Here is a 20510-nt window from a genome sequence, read left to right on the forward strand (position 1 = left end):
ACGGGATGCACGCACACGGGGGACGCCGCACCAAGGCACAACGGGACGCGGCGACGGTCGAGACCGGTTACGCGCTGGTGAGCGCCGCCTTCGCGGCGGCGGTGCTGTTCGGGGCCCTCGCCGGGCCCGCGCTCCTGTTCGATCTGCCGCACCTGCTGTCCACGGCGCTGCTGCGGCTCGGGGCGGCGGTCGCGCCGGTCGTGTTCATGGCCCGGGTGATCAGCGTGCTGGTGCGCTTCCGGCAGGCGGCTCAGCCCAGCCAGCCGGGCCGCACCAACCCGGACTCATAGGCGAGCACGACGAGTTGGGCTCGGTCGCGCGCGCCCAGCTTCACCATCGTGCGGCTCACATGGGTCTTGGCGGTGAGCGGGCTGACCACCAGCCGACGGGCGATCTCCTCGTTGGACAGACCGATGCCGACCAGCGCCATCACCTCCCGTTCCCGTTCGGTGAGCCGAGCCAGGGCGTCCGCCGCCGCGGGTTCCTTGGAGCGGGCCGCGAACTCGGCGATCAGCCGGCGGGTGACACCCGGCGACAGCAGCGCGTCACCCTGGACCACCGCCCGTACCGCGCGCAGCAGTTCGTCGGGTTCGGTGTCCTTCACCAGGAAGCCCGAGGCACCGGAGCGGATCGCCTCGAAGACGTACTCGTCCAGTTGGAAGGTGGTGAGCATGACCACCTTCACGTCCTTCAGCTCCGCGTCCGCGGTGATGCGCCGGGTCGCGGCGAGGCCGTCCAGCAGGGGCATGCGGATGTCCATCAGGACGACGGCCGGGCGCAGTTCGCGCACCCGGCGCAGCGCCTCCTGACCGTCGGACGCCTCCCCGGCCACCTCGATGTCCGGCTGGGCGTCGAGCAACGCCCTGAAACCGGCCCGCACGAGCGACTGGTCGTCGGCGAGCAGTACCCGGATCACTGGACCTCCCTGATCTGCGACGGCAGTACCGCGAGCACCCGGAAGCCGCCGTCGGGGCGCGGGCCCGCCTCGATGGTGCCCCCGAGGGCGGCCGCCCGTTCCCGCATGCCGGCCAGGCCGTTCCCGCTGCCTCCGGCGTCGGCGCCGGTGGCGGGCCCGTCGTCGTCGATGCGCAGCCGCAGCGCGTCGCCGTCATGGGCGAACCGCACGCGCGCGTGCCGCGATCCGGAGTGCCGTACGACGTTGGTCAGGGCCTCCTGCACGATACGGAAGGCGGCGAGGTCGGCGCCGGGCGGGAGCTTCGGTGGCTCGCCCTCGATCTCCACGGTCAGCCCGGCGGCAGCCGCCTGCTGCACCAGCTCCGGCAGCCGGTCCAGGCCGGGGGCGGGGGCGCGCGGCGCGACGCCGGACGCGCGCAGGGTGTCGAGGACCTGGCGCACCTCGCCGAGGGCCTCCTTACTGGCGGCCTTGATGGTGGTGAGGGCGGTCCGCGCCTGCTCCGGGTCGCTGTCGAGCAGCGCGAGCCCCATGCCGGCCTGGACGTTGATGACGGAGATGCTGTGCGCGAGGACGTCGTGCAACTCGCGGGCGATGCGCAGCCGTTCGTCGTCCGCGCGGCGTCGCGCCGCCTCCAGCCGGTCGGCGCGCTCCCGCGCCCACTGCTCGCGCCGCACCCGCACCAGCTCGGACAGGGCGAGGATCGCCAGCCCCCAGGCGGCGATGCCGATCTCCTGATAGACGCCCGCGCCCTGGTCGCCCGAGGGCGGGAGCCAGCGGTAGAGCCAGAGGGCGACCAGGGCATGCCCGCCCCACAGCAGGCCGAGGGAGCCCCAGGCCGCCCACCGGTGCCCGGCGACGACCGCGCCGAAGCAGGCGACGGCCACGGTCAGGAAGACCGGCCCGTAGGGGTGGCCGCCGGCGAGGTGGACGAGGGTCGCCGCGGCGGTGCCGAAGGCCACGAACACCGGGTGCCGGTGGCGCCACAGGAGCAGGAGCGAGGCGACGAGCAGCAGCACGCGCGCGTAGCCGTCCAGGGGCACACGGTCGGGCTGGCTGTGCCCGGCGTAGTTGCTGCCGATCAGGACGACCGCGGTGAGCAGCGCGGTGGAGCGCCAGGGCCAGTGGGGCCGGTGCGGCTCCGCCCCGTCCGCGGCGCTCCGCCACGGCGGGCCGTGCCGCCACCACTGCCCGGGGGCGCGCTGGTCTTCCATGCAGGCCACCGTAGACGCCGCCGGGTGGCCCGGGCGTCAGCCGGACGAGGTGATCACACGTACTCCCGCGGAAGTACGACGGGCCTCCCGGTGACCTGCGACGCCACGCGACCCCGGGGCACGCTGGTGGTGCGCGCCGTGCCCGGCGCCAGCCGGCAGACGCCGGGCCGGATGCCCGGGACGCTCAGCGCAGCCCCACCGTGCGGGCCAGCCCCGTGACCGCATGCCGGAAGAAGGTCTCCCGGTCCTCCACCACCTTGTTGAACTGGCCGAACAACTCGAAGCTGACCAGCCCGAACAGCTGGGCCCAGGCCGCCACGAGGGCCGTGATCGCCTCGGCGGGCAGCTCGGGCGCGAGGTCGGCGGCCATGCGCTCGGCCTCGGCATGGAGCCCGGCGGCGAGGGAGAGGCCGGCGAGGCCGGAGCCCTCGTGGGCGTCCCGGACGATACCGATGAAGACCAGGCCGACGCGGGCGGCGGCCGGGACGGTGGTCTGCGGGGCGGCATAGCCCGGCACGGGCGAGCCGTAGATCAGCGCGTACTCGTGCGGGTGAGTGAGCGCCCAGCCGCGCACCGCCTCGCACACCGCCGTCCAGCGGGCGACGGGGGCCGCGTCGGCGGTGGCGTCCCGCGCCCGCTCCGCCGCCTCGCCGAGGGAGTCGTAGGCGTCGATGATCAGGGCGGTGAGCAGCTCGTCACGGCTGGGGAAGTAGCGGTACAGCGCCGAGGAGACCATGCCGAGCTCGCGGGCGACGGCCCGCAGCGAGAGCTTGGCCGCGCCCTCCTTCGCCAGCTGTCTGCGCGCCTCTTCCTTGATGGCTGCCGTGACTTCCTTCCTGGCCCGTGCGCGGGCGCCCTGTGCGGTGCTCATACCGGCAGTCTGCCACGAACCGAGAGCGGCGCACATGAATGAGAGCAGTGCTCTTGCACTGGAGCATCGCTTCCGCCACACTCGAGTCGAGCGAGAGCACCGCTCTCCCAAACCGTGGGGGTCACCATGTCGACACACGTCAAGAAGCCCGGCTGGCTCACCGTCAACGTCTTCAACCGGGCGGTCGCCTGGCTCACCCGGCGCGGCATCAGCGTGTGGGGCTCGCGGGTCCTCGCGGTGCGCGGGCGCAAGAGCGGACAGTGGCGCACGACTCCGGTGAACCTGCTGACGGTGGACGGCCGGCAGTACCTGCTCGCCCCGCGCGGCCACGTCCAGTGGACCCACAACATGCGGGCGGCCGGCGGCGGCGAGCTGCGGCTCGGCGAGCACGTGGACGTCTTCACCGCCACCGAGGTCGCCGACGACGACAAGGTCCCGCTGCTGCGGGCCTACCTCAAGCGCTGGAAGGCGGAGGTCGGAATCTTCTTCGACGGCGTCGGCCCCGACTCCCCGGACGAGGACCTGCGCCGCATCGCCCCCGACCACCCGGTCTTCCACATCACGGTCACGGGCTGAACCACCGTCACCGCCGACCGGAATCCGTTCCCGCCACGACCGGACCGGCGCCGCCCCCCATCGGCCCGGTCCTCGCAGGGCCCGCCCGGGGCCGTCAGGAACCGGCAGGCTCCTCGACCGGAGCCGGCTGCCCACGGTCCAGCGCGGTCAGGGCGCGCTGGGCGAACGGGTGCGTGCGGACGAGCTCGCCCAGCGAGGTCGATCCCTGGGTGATGTCCCGGAACGCCCTCCATGCCGGGCGGAAGCCGGTGAGGGCCGCGTGGAAGAGGCCGGGGCGCTTCTCGAACGCGGCCAGCATCCGCTTGCCGACGCTCATCTCGACGCCGAGCCCGGCCTTGATCGCGAACGCGTAGTTCAGGGCCTGGCGCCGGGTGTCGACCGCGTCGTGCGCCTCGGCGATGCGGACCGCCCACTCCCCCGCGAGCCGGCCGGAGCGCAGGGCGAAGGAGATGCCCTCGCGGGTCCAGGGCTCCAGCAGTCCGGCCGCGTCACCGCAGACCAGCACCCGCCCCCGGGACAGCGGCGAGTCGTCGGCGCGGCAGCGGGTCAGATGCCCGGAGGAGACGGCGGGCTCGAAACCGGACAGGCCCAGCCGGGCGACGAAGTCCTCCAAGTACCGCTTGGTGGCGGCACCTTCACCGCGCGCCGAGATCACGCCGACCGTCAGCGTGTCTCCCTTGGGGAACACCCAGCCGTAACTGCCCGGCATCGGGCCCCAGTCGATGAGCACCCTGCCCTTCCAGTCCTCGGCGACCGGCTCCGGGACCGGGATCTCCGCCTCCAGGCCGAGGTCCACCTGGTCCAGCTTCACTCCGACGTGGGCTCCTATGCGGCTGGCGCTGCCGTCGGCACCGACGACCGCGCGGGCCAGCACCGTCTCACCGCCCTGGAGGACGACGGCCACCGTGCGCCGGTCGGGGACCGCCGAGCCGTGCTGCTCCACGCGCTGCACCGTGACGCCCGTGCGCAGCTCAGCGCCCGCCTTCTGGGCGTGCTCGACCAGCTGCTGGTCGAAGTCGGGCCGGTTGATCAGGCCGAACAGCATCTGCTTGGAGCGGCGGGTGCGGGTGAAGCGGCCGTTGTTCGAGAAGGTGACGGCATGCACCCGGTCGCGCAGGGGCAGCTCGAAGCCGGGCGGCAGCGCGTCGCGCGAGGGGCCGATGATGCCGCCGCCGCAGGTCTTGTAACGGGGCAGCTCGGCCTTCTCCAGCAACAGCACGCGCCGTCCCGCTACAGCCGCCGCGTAGGCGGCCGAGGCCCCCGCGGGTCCCGCGCCCACCACGACGACGTCCCACACCCGCTGCACGTCGTCCGCCGAAGAGTTCTCGCCGCTCACGATGGTCTACTGCTCCGATCAAGCCGCTGCCGTAGTGTCCCTGGCATCCTACGGCGGCCGTCGTCGCAGACCCCTGTGGGAGTATCGGGGGCACACCCTGTTCCAGCTGTTCAACGTCGCACCCACGAGGAGCGTGCCCATGTCGTCGAATCCGGTCGCCGAGACCGTCGCCTCGCTGATGCCCCGCGCCAAGGCGGAGCTGGCCGAGCTGGTCGCCTTCAAGTCGGTGGCGGACTTCACGCAGTTCCCGAAGAGCGAGAGCGAGGCCGCCGCGAGCTGGATCGCCGACGCGCTGCGCGCCGAGGGCTTCGTCGACGTGGCCCTGCTCGACACCCCGGACGGCACGCAGTCGGTGTACGGCTACCTGCCGGGCCCAGAGGGCGCTAAAACGGTTCTTCTCTACGCCCACTACGACGTGCAGCCCCCGCTGGACGAGGCCGGCTGGACCAGCCCGCCGTTCGAGCTGACCGAGCGCGACGGCCGCTGGTACGGCCGCGGCGCCGCCGACTGCAAGGGCGGCGTGATCATGCACCTGCTCGCGCTGCGCGCCCTGAAGGCCAACGGCGGCGTCCCGGTGAACATCAAGATCATCGCCGAGGGCTCGGAGGAGCAGGGCACGGGCGGCCTGGAGCGGTACGCCGAGGAGCACCCCGAGCTGCTCGAGGCCGACACCATCGTGATCGGCGACGCCGGCAACTTCCGCGTCGGCCTGCCCACGGTCACCACCACCCTGCGCGGCATGACCCTGGTCCGGGTCAGGATCGACACCCTCGCGGGCAACCTGCACTCCGGCCAGTTCGGCGGCGCCGCCCCGGACGCGCTCGCCGCGCTCGTCCGCGTGCTGGACTCGCTGCGCGCCGAGGACGGCTCGACCACGGTCGACGGGCTCGACGCCACGGGAACGTGGGACGGCCTGGAGTACGCCGAGGAGCAGTTCCGCGCGGACGCCAAGGTGCTCGACGGCGTCGGGCTGATCGGCGACGGCTCGGTCGCCGACCGTCTCTGGGCCCGTCCGGCCGTCACCGTCCTCGGCATCGACTGCCCGCCGGTCGTCGGCGCCACCCCGTCCGTGCACGCCGGCGCCCGCGCCCTGATCAGCCTGCGGGTGCCGCCGGGCGTGGACGCCGCGGAGGCCACCAAGCTGCTGCAGGCACACATCCAGACCCACACCCCCTGGGGCGCCCGGGTCACCACGGAGCAGGTCGGCCAGGGCCAGGCCTTCCGCGCCGACGCCACCAGCCCGGCCTACCAGGCGATGGCCGACGCGATGGCGGTCGCCTACCCGGGTGAGACCATGCAGTACGCCGGTGAGGGCGGCTCCATCCCGCTGTGCAACACCCTGGCCGGCCTGTACCCGCAGGCGGAGATCCTGCTCATCGGCCTGAGCGAGCCCGAGGCGCAGATCCACGCGGTCAACGAGAGCGTCCACCCGCAGGAGCTGGAGCGGCTGTCCGTCGCCGAGGCGCTGTTCCTGCGCAACTACGCGGGCTGAACCCTTCTGCCTCCGGCAGAGCGCCCTCGCCCACGGGCGGGGGCGCCGCCTACGGTCGGCGCATGGACGTCATCGAGCTGCTGCCCCGGCTGCACCTGTTGCGTTTTCCCGTCGGCCAGGCCTATCTCTGGCGCGACGACGGCGGGCTGACGCTGATCGACGCGGGCACCATCGGTGCGGGACGCGCGATCGCCGAGGCCGTCGAGGAACTCGGCCACGCACCCGGGGACGTACGGCGGATCGTGCTGACCCACTTCCACGAGGACCATGCGGGCGGGGCGGGCGAATTCGCCGCGCTGAGCGGTGGCGAGGTGCTGGCGCACCACCTGGACGCGCCGTTCGTCCGGGGTCGGCTCCCCGGCCCTTCCCCGCGGTTCGAGGAGTGGGAACTGCCGATCCACGCGGCCGCGGCCGAGCTCCTTCCCGACGGTACGCCGGTGCCGCCCGCCGCGGTCACCGGTGTCTCGGACGGTGATGTGCTGGACTTCGGCGGGGGCGCCCGGGTGATCCACGTGCCGGGGCACACGGACGGAAGCATCGCGCTGTTCCTGCCGACGGAGGGTGTGCTGTTCACCGGGGACACGGTGGCGGCCTCGCCGGCCGACGGATCGGTGATGCCGGGCGTCTTCAACGTCGACCGGCCGCAGCTCCTCGCCTCTCTCGGCCGGCTGGCCGAACTGGACGCCGAGGTGGCGTGCTTCGGGCACGGCGACCCGCTCGTGGCGGGCGCCGCCGCCGCGCTGCGCGAGGTGGCCGGCTCCCGCTGATCACACGGCTGCCGGCGACCGGCTCAGCCGACCGGCACCCCGGCCTCCAGATACAGCGCGGACCCGCGCTCCCGGGCCCGCAGTGCCCAGCGCAACCGCTCGTAGCGGACCGGTGGCAGCATCCCGGCGGCCTCCTGCTCGGTGGCGAAGCGCCAGCCGCGCAGCTCCGGGCCCGGCAGCAGCACCCGGGACGCCTCGCCGGACTCCAGCCGGCCGCCGTCGAACAGCAGCCGCAACCCGCCGAAGCCGGGCGGTACCGGCCGTTCCCAGTCGACCACGAGCAGCCGGGGCACTTCCCGCAGCCGTATCCCGGTCTCCTCGGCGACCTCGCGCATCCCGGCCCGCGCCGGTGCCTCCCCGCGCTCCACCACCCCGCCGGGGAACTCCCAGCCCGGCTTGTAGGTGGGGTCCACGAGCAGCACCCGGTCCTGCTCGTCGAAGAGCAGCACGCCGGCGGCCAGGGTCTCGGCGGTCGGCTCGGGGGTCTGCACGATGTCACAGGGCGGTACGGCACCGCTGCCGACGGCGTCGGCGATGCGGACGGCGGTGGCGTACGGAGTGAGGGCGCTGGTGTCCACGAGGTACGCGTCGGCGGTCAGCCAGGAGCTGAGGGCGAGGCGGTAGGGCTCGATGTGGTCGTAGGCCCACTGCCGTATTCGCAGCTCGCCGTCGGGCAGGTCGGGCGGGACCTGCCGGCCGGCTATCCGCTCACGCAGGATCGTTTCAGCCGGGGCGAGCAGCAGATGGTGCACGGAGATCCTGCGGGCGGCGAGGCTGCCGAAGATCTCGTCGCGGTACTCCTGGCGGAGCAAGCTCATCGGCACCACGAGGGTCCCGCCGAGCTCGGCGAGCATCGCGGCAACCGTGTCGACGACGAGCCGGCGCCAGATCGGCAGGTCCTGGAAGTCCCCGACCTCGGCCAGTCGCTTGGCCGGCAGAAGGTGTGTGAGCCCCGCGCCGATGACCTCGGGGTCGAAGAGCGTGCTGTTCGGGATCAGCTCGATCAGCTCCCGTGCGGTGGTGGTCTTCCCCGCACCGAACGCGCCGTTGATCCAGACGACGGTCACGGACTCCCCCTCCTGTGTCGGCCCCCTGAGGCTTGCCCGCTCCACCCTGCCACGGAAACCCCGCCCCGGTGAGGGTGCCCGGCGTGCGTGCCGGTGCCCCCGGCCGCGGGGCCACCGGCACGCAACCACCGGGGGTCGGGGCTACTTGTGCCCGCCGAGGGCGTTGTCGCCGAAGGCCTTGTCGCTCACGCCGAAGCTGTCCAGGGTGACCGGTTGGCCTGCGGACTGCAGGGGATCGGAGACGTGGAGGCCGCCCAGGACGCCCTGGTCCGCCGCGTGGGAAGGGGTGACTGCGGCCACGACGAATCCGGTGGCCAGGCTGGCGATGGCGAGCATGCTGCGCTTTTTCATGCGCTGACCAACTGCGGATCGGGCCGGGGGTCACGCGCATACCCGCTGACCGGGTCACCGCGGGGCGCGCGGGCCTGCGCGTAGCCGGTGCGCGCGTCTCGCGCCCCCCCCCAGCGCGCCACCTGCCCGCCGTACCGCGAGCACGCCGGCGAGCACGCCCACCACCGGCGCCGCCGACGCGCCGCCCCGGCGCCGGCGCGCTGGACGACACCCTCACCACCCTGCGCGCCCAGGGTTTCCGGCTCGCTTCGGTGGAGGCCGTGGATCGCATCCGGCGCTGGTCCGCGGGAGCAAAGGACCCTCGGTCGCGGGGACCGGGCACCAGATGCCCGGCCGGCTCAGCGGCCGGACTCCGCAGGGCGCACCGAACGGCCGGCGGGCCGCTTCCCCGCCCGCCGCGCCCGCATGCCCGGCCGGCCGGAGCCGCCGCTGCCCGGCGTGGACCGCGCCGACGACGAGGTGTGAGCCCCTGAAGCCAACACATCCGAACACGCCGCTCCAGCCGAGGGACGGAAAGCCCCGGGCACAAAGGCGTTTGACGGGGTGTCAGGCCGCCGGAGACGCACCTCTTCCAACACGCTCCGACACGTCCTACCGTAAACGCGCACAGCCGGCACCTACATGTCGCCCAGGCAGCGCCATGTCGTCATCCGCGTCATCCACGTCATCCACGTTCGCGAGTCGGAGGAGCGTCAACGATGCGTCACCCTCACACCCGCACAACCCGCCGAAGAGTGGTCGGAGCGCTCACCGCGGGACTGCTGTGCGCGGCGGGCCCCGCCGCGCCGGCCGCCCTGGCAGCGCCCGCCCGCAGCGCCGCCGCCCCGCTGGCCGACGGCCTGGCCCTCACCCCACCCATGGGCTTCAACAACTGGAACTCCACCCACTGCCGTGCCGAATTCAACGAGAGCATGGTCAAGGGCATCGCCGACCTCTTCGTGGCCAAGGGCCTGAAGGACGCCGGCTACCAGTACGTCAACCTGGACGACTGCTGGGCGCTCCCGCAGCGCGACGCCGACGGCAAGCTGGTGCCCGACCCGGCACGCTTCCCGAACGGCATCAAGGCCGTGGCCGACTACGTGCACTCCAAAGGGCTCAAGCTCGGCATCTACACCAGCGCGGGCACCAAGACCTGCAACAGCGCCGGCTTCCCCGGCGCGCTGGGCCACGAGTACAGCGACGCCCGGCAGTTCGCCGACTGGGGGGTGGACTACCTGAAGTACGACAACTGCAACAACCAGGGCGTCGACGCCAAGCAGCGCTACACCACCATGCGCGACGCGCTCCGAGCGACCGGGCGGCCCATCGTCTACAGCATCTGCGAATGGGGCCAGAACAAACCCTGGGAGTGGGCCTCCGGCGTCGGCCACCTGTGGCGGACCACCGGTGACATCAGTGACAGCTGGTCCTCGATGCTGTCGATCCTGAAGCAGAACCTCCCGCTCGCGCCGTACGCCGGACCCGGCCACTGGAACGACCCGGACATGCTGGAGGTCGGCAACGGCGGCATGACCGACACGGAGTACCGCTCGCACTTCTCCCTCTGGTCGGTGATGGCCGCACCGCTGCTCATCGGCACCGACCTGCGCAAGGCCTCCCCGGCCACCGTCGACGTCCTGGACAACAGGGAGGTCATCGCCGTCGACCAGGACCCGCTGGGCAAGCAGGGCACGGTCGTCTCCTCCGCGGGCGGACGCTGGGTGATCGCCAAGGAGATGACGGACGGCAGCCGCGCGGTGGCCCTGTTCAACGAGTCCGGCACCGCCCAGCGGATCGCGACCGACGCCGCTGCCGTCGGCCTGCCCGACGCCGCCGCGTACACCCTGCGGGACCTGTGGCAGCACCGCAGCTACAACACCGCCGGTACCATCGCGGCCACCGTCCCCGCCCACGGCACGGTCCTGCTGCGCGTCTCTGCCGACCCGCACTGGGCCGCGCACCCGCCGGCCGCCGAACTGGGCCTGGACGGCAGCCCGTTGCTGGAGGCCGGTACCCCGGCCACGCTGACCAGCACCGTCACCGACCTCGGCCGCACCCCCGCGCGCCGGGTGTCCGTGTCCCTGACCGGCCCCGCCGGGTGGACCGTACGGCCGACGTCGGCGACCACGGCCGCCGCCCTCGCCACCGGCGGCAGCCTGCGCACCGGCTGGAACGTCACCGCGCCCGCCGGCACACCGACCGGCTCCTACGGCCTGACGCTCGAGGCGCGGTACGTCTCACCCGCCGGACAGCGCGTGACCGGCACGGTCCCGCTGACCGCCGCCGTCGTGGTCCGGCCACCGTCGGGGACGTCGTACCTGAGCGACCTGACCTGGCTGTCGGCGACCAGCGGCTGGGGACCGGTGGAACGGGACACCAGCAACGGGGAGAGCGCCGCGGGCGACGGCCACCCGATCACCGTCGGCGGCACGGTGTACGCCAAGGGCCTCGGCGTCCACGCGCCGAGCGACGTCTCCTTCTACACCGGCAAGGCCTGCGGAAGGCTCTCCGCGGATGTCGGCGTCGACGACGAGAAGGGCACGAAGGGCACCGTCACCTTCGAGGTCTGGGCGGACGGCACGAAGGTCGCCTCCACCGGTGTCCTGACCAACGCGATGCCCGCCCAGCCGCTCACGGCCGACGTCACCGGCGTGCAGGTGGTCCGCCTGGTGGTCACGGACGCCGGAGACGGCAACGACTCCGACCATGCGGACTGGGCGGATGCGCGCGTGAGTTGCTGACGCCGGGGCGGCACCGTCGTCCCCCGCGCCTCTGCCGGGTGCGCGTGTGGGGGGGCTGGTCGCGCCGTTCCCCGCGCCGCCTGGGGGGCTGCGGTGCCGGTGCCTGTCGAGGCGACTGCGGCCGGCACCGCCACCGCTCAGACCCCCGCCGTCGCGTCCGGCCGTCGCGCCAGCGCGGCGGCCGCCGCGCCGACCAGGCCCGCGTCCGTGCCCATCTGGGCCGGTGCGACGGTCAGGCGCTGGACGAAGGACAGGGTGGCGTAGTCGGTGAGTGCCTTGCGGAGAGGGGTGAGGAGGATGTCGCCGGCATTGCCCACTCCGCCGCCGATCACGGCGATGTCGATCTCGACCAGGGTCGCGGTGGCCGCGATACCGGCGGCCAGCGCCTGTGCCGCGCGCTCGAAGGAGGCCACGGCGACGGGGTCGCCCTCGCGGGCGGCGGCGGCCACCGCGGCCGCCGAGGCGTCACCGTCGGGGCCGGGCCGCCACCCCTGCTCCAGGGCGCGGCGGGCGATGTTGGGGCCGCTCGCGATCCGCTCCACGCAGCCGCGCGAGCCGCAGGGGCACGGGTCGCCGTCGAGGTCGACGCTGATGTGACCGATGTGCCCTGCGTTGCCGGTGGGACCAGGGTGCAACTGGCCGTTGAGGACCAGACCGCCGCCCACACCGGTCGACACGACCATGCACAGCGCGTTGTCGTGGCCGCGGGCGGCGCCCTGCCAGTGCTCGGCGGCGGTGATGGCCACACCGTCGCCGATCAGCTCGACCGGCAGCCCGCCGGTGGCCGCGCGGACCCGGTCGACCAGGGGGAAGTCCCGCCAGCCCGGCACGTTCACCGGACTGACGGTGCCCATCGAGGCGTCCACCGGGCCGGCGCTGCCGATGCCCACGGCGTCGGCGCGTCCCCACAGCGGCGACCCGGCGAGTTCGCCGAGCACCTCCTCGACGGCCCGCATGACCGTGTTGCCGTCCTGCTGGGCGGGCGTGCCGCGCTGAGCCCGCGCCAGTATCCGTCCGTCGCCGTCCACCAGGGCGCCGGCGATCTTGGTGCCGCCGATGTCCAGGGCCGCCACGAGGTCGGTGTGCATAAGAGTCAGATCTCCCCGTTGAAGCGTGTAAACCAAAGAGGGGCAGCCGGTCAACCGGTGGGGGCGCAGGCCGACATACAGCGGTGGACAGTCTCTCGCGCATCTGACAACGTTGTCCAGGCTCTATGCTCGACGCCACATCCTCATACAAACCACGGAACGGCGCACTACCCGGGGTGCACCACCCCGTACGCACTGGCACACCGCCCCGGAGGCACCGGCTCCGTGACCGAGACGGACGACAGGACAGGACGCCTCATCGTGCCCGAGACCACCCGCCGCGCAGACAGCCTTTCCGGCACCCGTTACGGCAACCGCCCGACGATGAAGGACGTGGCGGCACGGGCCGGGGTCGGTCTGAAGACGGTCTCGCGGGTGGTCAACGGCGAGCCCGGCGTCACCCCGGACACCGAGCGCCGCGTGCAGGAGGCGATCGACGCGCTGGGCTTCCGCCGCAACGACAGCGCCCGGGTCCTGCGCAAGGGCCGTACGGCGAGCATCGGGCTGGTGCTGGAGGACCTCGCCGACCCCTTCTACGGCCCGCTCAGCCGCGCCGTCGAGGAGGTGGCCCGGGCCCACGGGGCCCTGCTGATCAACGGCTCCAGCGCCGAGGATCCCGAGCGCGAGCAGGAGTTGGCGCTGGCGCTGTGCGCGCGGCGGGTGGACGGTCTCGTGGTGATCCCGGCCGGGGACGACCACCGCTATCTGGAACCGGAGATCAGGGCGGGTGTGGCGACCGTGTTCGTGGACCGTCCGGCCGGGCGCATCGACGCCGACGTGGTCCTCTCCGACAACTACGGCGGCGCCCGGGGCGGCGTCGCCCATCTCATCGCGCACGGCCACCGCCGGATCGGGTTCATCGGGGACATGCCCCGCATCCACACCGCCGCGGAGCGGCTGCGCGGCTACCGGGCGGCCATGGAGGATGCGGGGATACCGGTCGAGGACGCCTGGATGTCGCTCGGGGTGACCAGTCCGGATCGCGTGCGCCGGGCGGCGGAGGAGATGCTCTCCGGGCCCGCGCCCGTCACCGCGATCTTCGCGGGCAACAACCGGGTGACGGTCACCGTGATCCGGGTCCTCGCCGAGCACTCCCGCCCGGTCGCCCTGGTCGGCTTCGACGACATCGAGCTGGCCGATCTCCTCCAGCCGGGCGTCACGGTCGTCGCCCAGGACGCGGCCGCGCTCGGCCGCACCGCCGCCGAGCGCCTCTTCCGGCAGCTGGACGGCGAACTCGTGGCCCCGGAACGCATCGAGCTGCCCACCCGGCTGATCACCCGCGGCTCGGGCGAGCTGCCACCGGCCGACTGAGCCACCGGACCCGCCACGCCCGGGAACACCGGGGGCCGCGCGGGGCGAGCGGTGCCGGCCCGGTCCGCCGGCCGGCGGGCCGTGACCGGTCCCGCGACCTCTACTTCGCGGAGGCGGTGAGGTCGCCGCGCCGGGGCGTGGCGAAGCCCTCCAGGGCGGAGCGTGTCAGACCGGTGAGGCGGGCGACCTCGGCGATGTCGAGTGCGCCGCAGTCCAGGCCGCGCAGCAGATACCCGCTGAGGGCCTTGGCGGTGGCGGGCTCGTCCATGACGTCGCCACCGGTGCGGTTGGCGTAGCGGGCGAGGCGGGCGGCGGCCTGCTCGAATCCCTCGCGGTAGAAGGCGAAGACGGCGGCGTAGCGGGTCGGGATGTGGCCGGGGTGCATGTCCCAGCCCTGGTAGTAGGCGCGGGCGAGGGCGCGGCGGGTGAGGCCGTAGTGCAGGCGCCAGGCCTCGTGGACCTTGGCGGTCGGGCCGACCGGGAGGACGTTGGTCGAGCCGTCCGAGACCCGTACGCCGGTGCCCGCCGCCGCGACCTGCATGACCGCCTTGGCGTGGTCGGCGGCCGGGTGGTCGCCGGCCTGGTAGGCGGCGGAGACGCCGAGGCAGGCGCTGTAGTCGAAGGTGCCGTAGTGCAGGCCGGTGGCGCGGCCCCCGGCGGCCTGGATCATACGGGCGACGGTGGCGGTGCCGTCGGTGGCGAGGATGGACTGGCTGGTCTCGATCTGGATCTCGAATCCGAGACGTCCGGCGTCCAGGCCGTGGACCTTCTCGAAGGCCTCCAGGAGGCGGACGAAGGCGCCCACCTGCTCGGGGTAGGTGACCTTCGGCAGGGTGAGGACCAGGCCGCCGGGCAGGCCGCCGGCCTCCATCAGACCGGTGAGGAAGACGTCGAGGGTGCGGATGCCCCGGTCGCGCACCGCCGCTTCCATGCACTTCATGCGGATGCCCATGTACGGCGCCGCCGTGCCGTTGTCGTACGCCTGCGCGATCAGCCGGGCCGCACGAGCCGCCGTCTCGTCCTCCTCGGCGTCCGGGCGGGGGCCGTAGCCGTCCTCGAAGTCGACGCGCAGGTCTTCGATCGGCTCGCGTTCCAGCTTGGCGCGGACGCGGGAGTAGACCGGCTCGGCGAGCTCGTCGCACAGGCCGAGGACCGCGGCGAAGGAGGCGGCGTCGGGGGCGTGTTCGTCGAGGGCGGCGAGGGCCTGGTCGCCCCAGGAGCGGATGGTGTCGGCGGCGAAGGCGTCACCGGGGACGTAGACGGTGTGGACGGGCTGCCGGGTGCCGGGGTCCCCGGGGTAGCGGCGCTCCAGCTCCGCGTCGACCGGCGCGAGGGAGGCGCTGATCTCCTCGCGCACGGCACCCGCGAGGCTCGTCGCCACCTTCTCCTGCTGACCCATCCCACACCCTCCAGTTTTCCGCTCTACGGAATCAACAATCCGTAGAATGAAGTTATCCGTGCGGTTGTCCGATGGTCAACACCCGTCCGGTCCCCGGTCGGCCTTCGACGGATCGCCACCAGGATGCACCGAGGCCCCGGTGACCGCGCGGGTCGCCGGGGCCTCGGAGGGGCCTGGGCCGGGATCAGCCCTTGCGGGCCTTGATCTCCTCGGTCAGCTGCGGGACGACGTCGAACAGGTCGCCGACGACGCCGTAGTCGACCAGCTCGAAGATCGGGGCCTCGGCGTCCTTGTTGACGGCCACGATCGTCTTGGAGGTCTGCATACCGGCGCGGTGCTGGATGGCGCCGGAGATGCCGTTGGCGATGTACAGCTGCGGCGAGACCGACTTGCCGGTCTGGCCGACCTGGTTGGTGTGCGGGTACCAGCCGGCGTCGACGGCGGCACGCGAGGCGCCGACGGCCGCGCCGAGGGAGTCGGCGAGCGCCTCGATGATCGAGAAGTTCTCCGCGCCGTTGACGCCACGGCCACCGGAGACCACGATCGCGGCCTCGGTCAGCTCCGGACGCCCGGTGGACTCACGCGGCGTACGGCCGGTGATCTTCGTGCCCGTCGCCTTCTCGGAGAACGACACGGACAGGGCCTCGACGCTGCCGGCGGCAGGAGCTGCCTCCACGGCCGCGCTGTTGGGCTTGACCGTGATGACCGGGGTGCCCTTGATGACGCGGGACTTGGTGGTGAAGGACGCGGCGAACACCGACTGGGTGGCCACCGGACCCTCGTCGCCGGCCTCCAGGTCGACGGCGTCGGTGATGATGCCGGAGCCGATGCGCAGCGCCAGACGCGCGGCGATCTCCTTGCCCTCGGCGGAGGACGGGACCAGGACGGCGGCCGGGGAAACGGCCTCGTAGGCGGCCTGCAGGGCGTCCACCTTCGGCACGACCAGGTACTCGGCGTACTCGGTCGCGTCGTGGGTGAGGACCTTCACCGCGCCGTGCTCGGCGAGCGTGGCGGCGGTGTCGGCGGCGCCGTTGCCGAGGGCGACGGCGACGGGCTCGCCGATGCGGCGGGCCAGGGTCAGCAGCTCCAGGGTGGGCTTGCGGACGGCACCGTCCACGTGGTCGACGTAGACGAGGACTTCAGCCATGGGATTGCTCTCCTGCGTAACGAAGTTGAGGGGCGGTCAGCGGGTGCGAGCCCTTAGATGAACTTCTGGCTCGCGAGGAACTCAGCGAGCTGCTTGCCGCCCTCGCCCTCGTCCTTGACGATGGTGCCGGCCGTGCGCGCCGGGCGCTCGTTCGCGGCCTCGACCTTGGTGAACGCCCCGTCCAGGCCGACCTCTTCGGCCTCGATGTCCAGGTCGGACAGGTCCCAGGACTCCACCGGCTTCTTCTTGGCCGCCATGATGCCCTTGAAGGACGGGTAACGGGCCTCGCCCGACTGGTCGGTGACGGAGACGAGCGCCGGGAGCGAAGCCTCGAGCTGCTCGGAGGCGGCGTCGCCGTCGCGGCGGCCCTTGACCACGCCGTCCTCGACCGAGACCTCGGACAGCAGGGTGACCTGCGGGACGCCCAGACGCTCGGCGACCAGCGCGGGGACGACACCCATGGTGCCGTCGGTGGAGGCCATGCCGGAGACGACCAGGTCGAAGCCGGCCTTCTCGATCGCCTTGGCCAGCACCAGCGAGGTGCCGATGGCGTCGGTGCCGTGCAGGTCGTCGTCCTCGACGTGGATGGCCTTGTCGGCACCCATGGACAGCGCCTTGCGCAGCGCGTCCTTGGCGTCCTCCGGGCCGATGGTCAGGACGGTGACCTCGGCGTCGTCCGCGTCCTCCGCGATCTGCAGCGCCTGCTCCACCGCATACTCGTCCAGCTCGGAGAGCAGACCGTCCACGTCGTCGCGGTCGACGGTCAGGTCATCGGCGAAGTGCCGGTCGCCAGTGGCGTCGGGCACGTACTTCACAGTGACAACGATCCTCAAGCTCACGCCGGCTCTCCTACTGCATCGTCATTTCCGGGCTGCCTCTTGCACGCAGCATAGGCGCCTCAAGCGGCCGATCCCGGTCGGGGCGTCCGCGCGCTCCGACCGAAATATTACTCGTCAGTACACCCAGTTCATGCCCGCTAAGCAAGCGCTTTGAACTGTGACCTTCGCAACGCAGCGTAACCGGAACTCGACGCGCGCGCAGGAGACGGCGGCGTGATCAATCCCGCAGGCCGTTGAAGCGCCCCTGGTGGTAGAGGAGCGGGCGGCCGGAGCCGGAAGGGTCACCCAGAACGACCTCGGCGAGCACGATCCGGTGATCACCGGCCGGGACCCGGGCGACGATCCGGCAGACCAGCCAGGCGAGCACGTCGTCGAGCACCGGTACGCCTTCCGGGCCCTCCCGCCAGGTGGTGGGCGCGCCGAAGCGGTCGGCGCCGCTGCGGGCGAAGGTGGCGGCCAGTTCGCTCTGGTGCTCGCCGAGTATGTGGACGCCGATGTGGTCCGTCTCGGCCACCGCGGGCCAGCTGGAGGCGCCCGTGCCGATGCCGAAGGAGATGAGCGGGGGCTCTGCGGAGACGGAGGTGAGCGAGGTGGCGGTGAAGCCGACCGGGCCGGAGTCACCGCGCGCGGTGATCACCGCCACACCGGCGGCGTGCCGGCGGAAGGTGGAGCGCAAGAGGTCGGGGGAGGCGAGCTGAACGGTGCCGAGGTCGGGCGAGGCCGTCATGGAGTTGTCCTTCTGCTGGAGGTCGCGAGCTGGTCCGTCGGTGCTCAACAGTCCGGACAGGTGGCGCTCGCGGTGCGGGCGAGGTCCACGTGGGCCCGCCCGTAGAGAAGGAGATCGATCGGCATACGGTCAGGCTGACGATACGTGGTGCGCCCAGTCAAGTACGGTCCGGCATCTGGGAGCAGGCTCACCCTTCCTGACACCCCCTCATACGGCCTCCCCCAGCGCCGCGATGACGTCGGCCTTGCGGGGCTGCCCCGTGGCGCGCCGCACCACCCGGCCACCGGAGTCGAGGACCAGCACGGTGGGCGTCTTCAGGATGTCCAGTGCGCGTACGAGGTCCAGACGGGCCTCGGCGTCGATCTCGACGTGGGTCACCCCCGGAACCATCTCGGCGACCTCGCCGAGCACGCGCCGGGTGGCCCGGCAGGGCGCGCAGAAGGCGCTGGAGAACTGGACCAGCGTTGCCCGCTCACCGAGGTCGCCGCCCAGTTCGGCCGGCCCCAGCCGCTTGCCCTCGTCCCGCCCGCGCACCCGTACTCTCCCGCTCCGCCGCTTGTGCAGCACTCCCGCGGCGCTCGCCACGACGAGCACCGCCACACACACCACCAGTCCCGTCATGATGTGCACAAGCATTCACGAGACTGCAAAGATTCCCGCCTCCCGCGGGAGTTCCCGTTGCGGAATGCTTGATTCATGGACATCGACGCGAGGGGGCCGCGCTTCGGGGCGGCCGTGACGACGGTCGTTCTGGCCGTGGCACTGAGCCTGGACAACGCCTGGGTGCTGGGCTGGCAGACGCTGGCGTTCGCACTGGGCGCGGTCGCGGGTGTGCAACGGTCGCCGTACGGATGGGCGTTCCGCACGGCCGTGCGGCCGCGACTGGAGCCGCCCCGGGAGTTCGAGCCGCCGGAGCCGCCACGGTTCGCGCAGGCGGTGGGCCTGGTCTTCGCGGGGCTGGGGCTGGTCGGGTACACCGTGGGACCGCAGTGGCTGGGGCCGGCCGCGACGGGTGCCGCGCTCGCCGCCGCGTTCCTGAACGCGGCGTTCGGCTACTGCCTGGGGTGCGAGATGTTCCTGCTTCTGAAGAGAGCCACAGTACGGTCGGAGTAAAGGCAGGTTAAAGATCCGAGGTCGGGTATGGGCCGACGTGACGAGGATCTCGCCTTGGCGGGGCACCAGGACTGGCTACCGTTCCGTTCTTCGGGCACGATCTGCGATACGCCGTATACCTACGGCTGCGTAACTTTCCCGCCGGGAGCCCCCCCTTTCCCGAGCAGAGCAGAAAGGGTCCACCCCGCCCATGGCAGATCTGGTCTACCGTCCCGTCATCGGTTTCGCCAAGACGCTGTTCAAGGTCTGGGACCTGAAGATCGACTGCCAGGGGTCGGAGAACATCCCGCGTTCGGGCGGCGCCGTGCTGGTGAGCAATCACATCAGCTATCTGGACTTCGTCTTCAGCGGCCTGGCGGCCCTGCCCCAGAAGCGCCTGGTGCGCTTCATGGCCAAGGACTCCGTCTTCCGTCACAGGATCTCCGGCCCCCTGATGCGCGGCATGAAGCACATACCGGTGGACCGCGAGCAGGGTGAGGCGGCCTACGCGCACGCACTGGACTCGCTGCGCTCCGGTGAGGTCGTCGGGGTCTTCCCCGAGGCCACCATCTCGCAGTCGTTCACGCTGAAGAGCTTCAAGTCCGGTGCGGCCCGCCTCGCCCAGGACGCCGGCGTCCCGCTGATCCCGATGGCGGTCTGGGGGACCCAGCGGCTGTGGACGAAGGGCCACCCGCGCAACTTCAAGCGCAACCACCTGCCCGTCACCATCCGCGTCGGCGAGGCGGTCGAGGCTCCCCGCGACCAGTACGCGGGCGCGATCACCCGCCGGCTGCGCGAGCGCGTCCAGGAGCTGCTGGAGGCCGCCCAGCGCGCCTACCCGGGCCGCCCCAAGGGCCCCGAGGACTCCTGGTGGCTGCCCGCCCACCTGGGGGGTACGGCACCGACGCTGGAGCAGCTGCGGGCGGCCGAGACGCACTGACCTGCGGCGCCCCGGCCGGGTGGGGCCGGCGTCGGCGGTTCACGCCGGGTACCAGACGGTCTTCTCAGAGGGTGCCGGGCAGCGTCTTCCACAGATGCCGGCGGTCAGGGGCCGTCTTCAGCGCGTTCAGTACGGCCGGGTGGGGTGCGGCGTACAGGACCGGGTGGTCCAGCTCGCCGGCATCCGGATCGGGGATCCAGGCCAGTCGCTCGCCTTCCAGGGAGAACCGGGCGTCCACGCCCGGCTTGTTCCCGCGCGGGTCCTGCCGGTGCCAGGCGCCGCGGAAGCGGACGGCGACCAGGCCGTGCAGGCAGTGCCCGCTGCCCTCGTCGTGCGTCAGCCGCTGGTAGCACAGAGCCGTGGGGATGTCCTCCGCGCGCAACAGGGCGGCCAGCGCATGAGCCTTGGCATGGCAGATGCCCGTCCCCAGGATCAGCACGTCGGAGGCGCGCCAGGTGACGCGCGGGTCCCCGGCGTCCTGGGAGTGCGGGATGGTGTCGCGTACGAAGTCGAAGGCGGCGCGCGCATAGGCATACGAGTCGGCTGCTCCCGCGGCGAGCCGCTCCGCAGTCTGCCGGACCACGGGATGGTGATGGTCGATCACCTCGTCCGCGGCCAAATATGCGGACAGGTCAGCGGTGGCCTGAATCAGCTCCATGC

The 20510-nt window shown here is 72.6% G+C and carries 22 protein-coding genes; 8 read left to right on the plus strand and 14 right to left on the minus strand.

All coding sequences use genetic code 11. The features are described 5' to 3' along the window. Window positions 1-5: 5 nt before the first annotated feature. On the plus strand, window positions 6-290 hold the full coding sequence (locus tag ABZ919_RS14820; RefSeq protein WP_361247361.1) for a DUF6332 family protein: 285 nt from the start codon (window positions 6-8) through the stop codon (window positions 288-290). On the opposite strand, the gene ABZ919_RS14825 is transcribed toward ABZ919_RS14820, so the two are convergent. From ABZ919_RS14825 to ABZ919_RS14835, 3 genes are all read right to left on the minus strand, one after another. Then, window positions 251-916 (minus strand): response regulator transcription factor, encoded by a 666-nt coding sequence (locus tag ABZ919_RS14825; protein WP_361247363.1) that lies wholly within the window; start codon window positions 914-916, stop codon window positions 251-253. The genes ABZ919_RS14820 and ABZ919_RS14825 overlap by 40 nt on opposite strands. After that, complete coding sequence (locus ABZ919_RS14830) at window positions 913-2127, minus strand: sensor histidine kinase (RefSeq protein WP_361247366.1); 1215 nt, start codon at window positions 2125-2127, stop codon at window positions 913-915. Before ABZ919_RS14830 ends, ABZ919_RS14825 begins: the two co-directional genes overlap by 4 nt. 184 nt (window positions 2128-2311) lie before the next feature. Continuing rightward, window positions 2312-2998, minus strand: a complete 687-nt coding sequence (locus tag ABZ919_RS14835) for a TetR/AcrR family transcriptional regulator (protein WP_361247369.1) — start codon at window positions 2996-2998, stop codon at window positions 2312-2314. Between the two features lie 126 nt (window positions 2999-3124). Here ABZ919_RS14835 and ABZ919_RS14840 point away from each other — a divergent pair, with 126 nt between their 5' ends. After that, the gene (locus tag ABZ919_RS14840; RefSeq protein ID WP_361247372.1) at window positions 3125-3574 is read left to right on the plus strand and encodes a nitroreductase family deazaflavin-dependent oxidoreductase; all 450 of its coding nucleotides are present in this window, start codon (window positions 3125-3127) and stop codon (window positions 3572-3574) included. 94 nt (window positions 3575-3668) lie between these two features. Here ABZ919_RS14840 and ABZ919_RS14845 read toward each other — a convergent pair whose 3' ends face one another. Further along, a complete protein-coding gene (locus tag ABZ919_RS14845) occupies window positions 3669-4910 on the minus strand; it encodes a geranylgeranyl reductase family protein (RefSeq protein ID WP_361247374.1) in 1242 nt (413 codons plus the stop codon). Between the two features lie 139 nt (window positions 4911-5049). Here ABZ919_RS14845 and ABZ919_RS14850 point away from each other — a divergent pair, with 139 nt between their 5' ends. Both ABZ919_RS14850 and ABZ919_RS14855 read left to right on the plus strand, forming a co-directional pair. After that, entirely contained in the window at window positions 5050-6402 is a 1353-nt protein-coding gene (locus tag ABZ919_RS14850) for a dipeptidase (protein WP_361247377.1), read from the plus strand. A gap of 62 nt (window positions 6403-6464) precedes the next feature. Then, complete coding sequence (locus tag ABZ919_RS14855) at window positions 6465-7169, plus strand: MBL fold metallo-hydrolase (RefSeq protein WP_361247380.1); 705 nt, start codon at window positions 6465-6467, stop codon at window positions 7167-7169. Between the two features lie 23 nt (window positions 7170-7192). Here ABZ919_RS14855 and ABZ919_RS14860 read toward each other — a convergent pair whose 3' ends face one another. Next, entirely contained in the window at window positions 7193-8236 is a 1044-nt protein-coding gene (locus ABZ919_RS14860) for an NUDIX domain-containing protein (protein WP_361247381.1), read from the minus strand. Window positions 8237-8377: 141 nt separating this feature from the next. Continuing rightward, window positions 8378-8587, minus strand: a complete 210-nt coding sequence (locus ABZ919_RS14865; protein WP_361247383.1) for a hypothetical protein — start codon at window positions 8585-8587, stop codon at window positions 8378-8380. 698 nt (window positions 8588-9285) lie between these two features. Here ABZ919_RS14865 and ABZ919_RS14870 point away from each other — a divergent pair. After that, on the plus strand, window positions 9286-11307 hold the full coding sequence (locus tag ABZ919_RS14870) for an NPCBM/NEW2 domain-containing protein (RefSeq protein ID WP_361247386.1): 2022 nt from the start codon (window positions 9286-9288) through the stop codon (window positions 11305-11307). Between the two features lie 137 nt (window positions 11308-11444). On the opposite strand, the gene ABZ919_RS14875 is transcribed toward ABZ919_RS14870, so the two are convergent. Next, on the minus strand, window positions 11445-12395 hold the full coding sequence (locus ABZ919_RS14875) for an ROK family protein (protein ID WP_361247388.1): 951 nt from the start codon (window positions 12393-12395) through the stop codon (window positions 11445-11447). 261 nt (window positions 12396-12656) lie between these two features. Between ABZ919_RS14875 and ABZ919_RS14880 the strand changes: the two genes are divergently transcribed. Next, window positions 12657-13706, plus strand: a complete 1050-nt coding sequence (locus ABZ919_RS14880; RefSeq protein WP_361247612.1) for a LacI family DNA-binding transcriptional regulator — start codon at window positions 12657-12659, stop codon at window positions 13704-13706. Window positions 13707-13806: 100 nt separating this feature from the next. On the opposite strand, the gene ABZ919_RS14885 is transcribed toward ABZ919_RS14880, so the two are convergent. From ABZ919_RS14885 to ABZ919_RS14910, 6 genes are all read right to left on the minus strand, one after another. Next, window positions 13807-15105 carry an aldolase gene (locus ABZ919_RS14885; protein ID WP_361247390.1) on the minus strand — a complete coding sequence of 433 codons (1299 nt, stop codon included), beginning with the start codon at window positions 15103-15105 and terminating at the stop codon, window positions 13807-13809. Between the two features lie 184 nt (window positions 15106-15289). After that, on the minus strand, window positions 15290-16252 hold the full coding sequence (locus ABZ919_RS14890; protein WP_361247393.1) for an electron transfer flavoprotein subunit alpha/FixB family protein: 963 nt from the start codon (window positions 16250-16252) through the stop codon (window positions 15290-15292). 53 nt (window positions 16253-16305) lie between these two features. Next, a complete protein-coding gene (locus ABZ919_RS14895; protein WP_361247396.1) occupies window positions 16306-17091 on the minus strand; it encodes an electron transfer flavoprotein subunit beta/FixA family protein in 786 nt (261 codons plus the stop codon). A gap of 217 nt (window positions 17092-17308) precedes the next feature. Beyond that, on the minus strand, window positions 17309-17818 hold the full coding sequence (locus ABZ919_RS14900; protein WP_361247399.1) for a flavin reductase family protein: 510 nt from the start codon (window positions 17816-17818) through the stop codon (window positions 17309-17311). Between the two features lie 44 nt (window positions 17819-17862). Then, the gene (locus ABZ919_RS14905) at window positions 17863-17943 is read right to left on the minus strand and encodes a putative leader peptide (protein ID WP_361247614.1); all 81 of its coding nucleotides are present in this window, start codon (window positions 17941-17943) and stop codon (window positions 17863-17865) included. 82 nt (window positions 17944-18025) lie between these two features. Next, the gene (locus ABZ919_RS14910) at window positions 18026-18439 is read right to left on the minus strand and encodes a thioredoxin family protein (protein WP_361247616.1); all 414 of its coding nucleotides are present in this window, start codon (window positions 18437-18439) and stop codon (window positions 18026-18028) included. Window positions 18440-18514: 75 nt separating this feature from the next. On the opposite strand from ABZ919_RS14910, the gene ABZ919_RS14915 reads away from it, so the two are divergent. Continuing rightward, a complete protein-coding gene (locus ABZ919_RS14915; protein WP_361247402.1) occupies window positions 18515-18931 on the plus strand; it encodes a DUF4395 domain-containing protein in 417 nt (138 codons plus the stop codon). Window positions 18932-19121: 190 nt separating this feature from the next. Beyond that, entirely contained in the window at window positions 19122-19850 is a 729-nt protein-coding gene (locus tag ABZ919_RS14920) for a lysophospholipid acyltransferase family protein (protein WP_361247405.1), read from the plus strand. Window positions 19851-19914: 64 nt separating this feature from the next. Here the strand turns inward: ABZ919_RS14920 and ABZ919_RS14925 are convergent, their stop codons facing one another. Further along, complete coding sequence (locus ABZ919_RS14925; RefSeq protein WP_361247407.1) at window positions 19915-20508, minus strand: transglutaminase family protein; 594 nt, start codon at window positions 20506-20508, stop codon at window positions 19915-19917. Window positions 20509-20510 lie beyond the last annotated feature (2 nt).

This window comes from Streptomyces sp. NPDC046759, assembly GCF_040645475.1.
Lineage (GTDB): Bacteria > Actinomycetota > Actinomycetes > Streptomycetales > Streptomycetaceae > Streptomyces.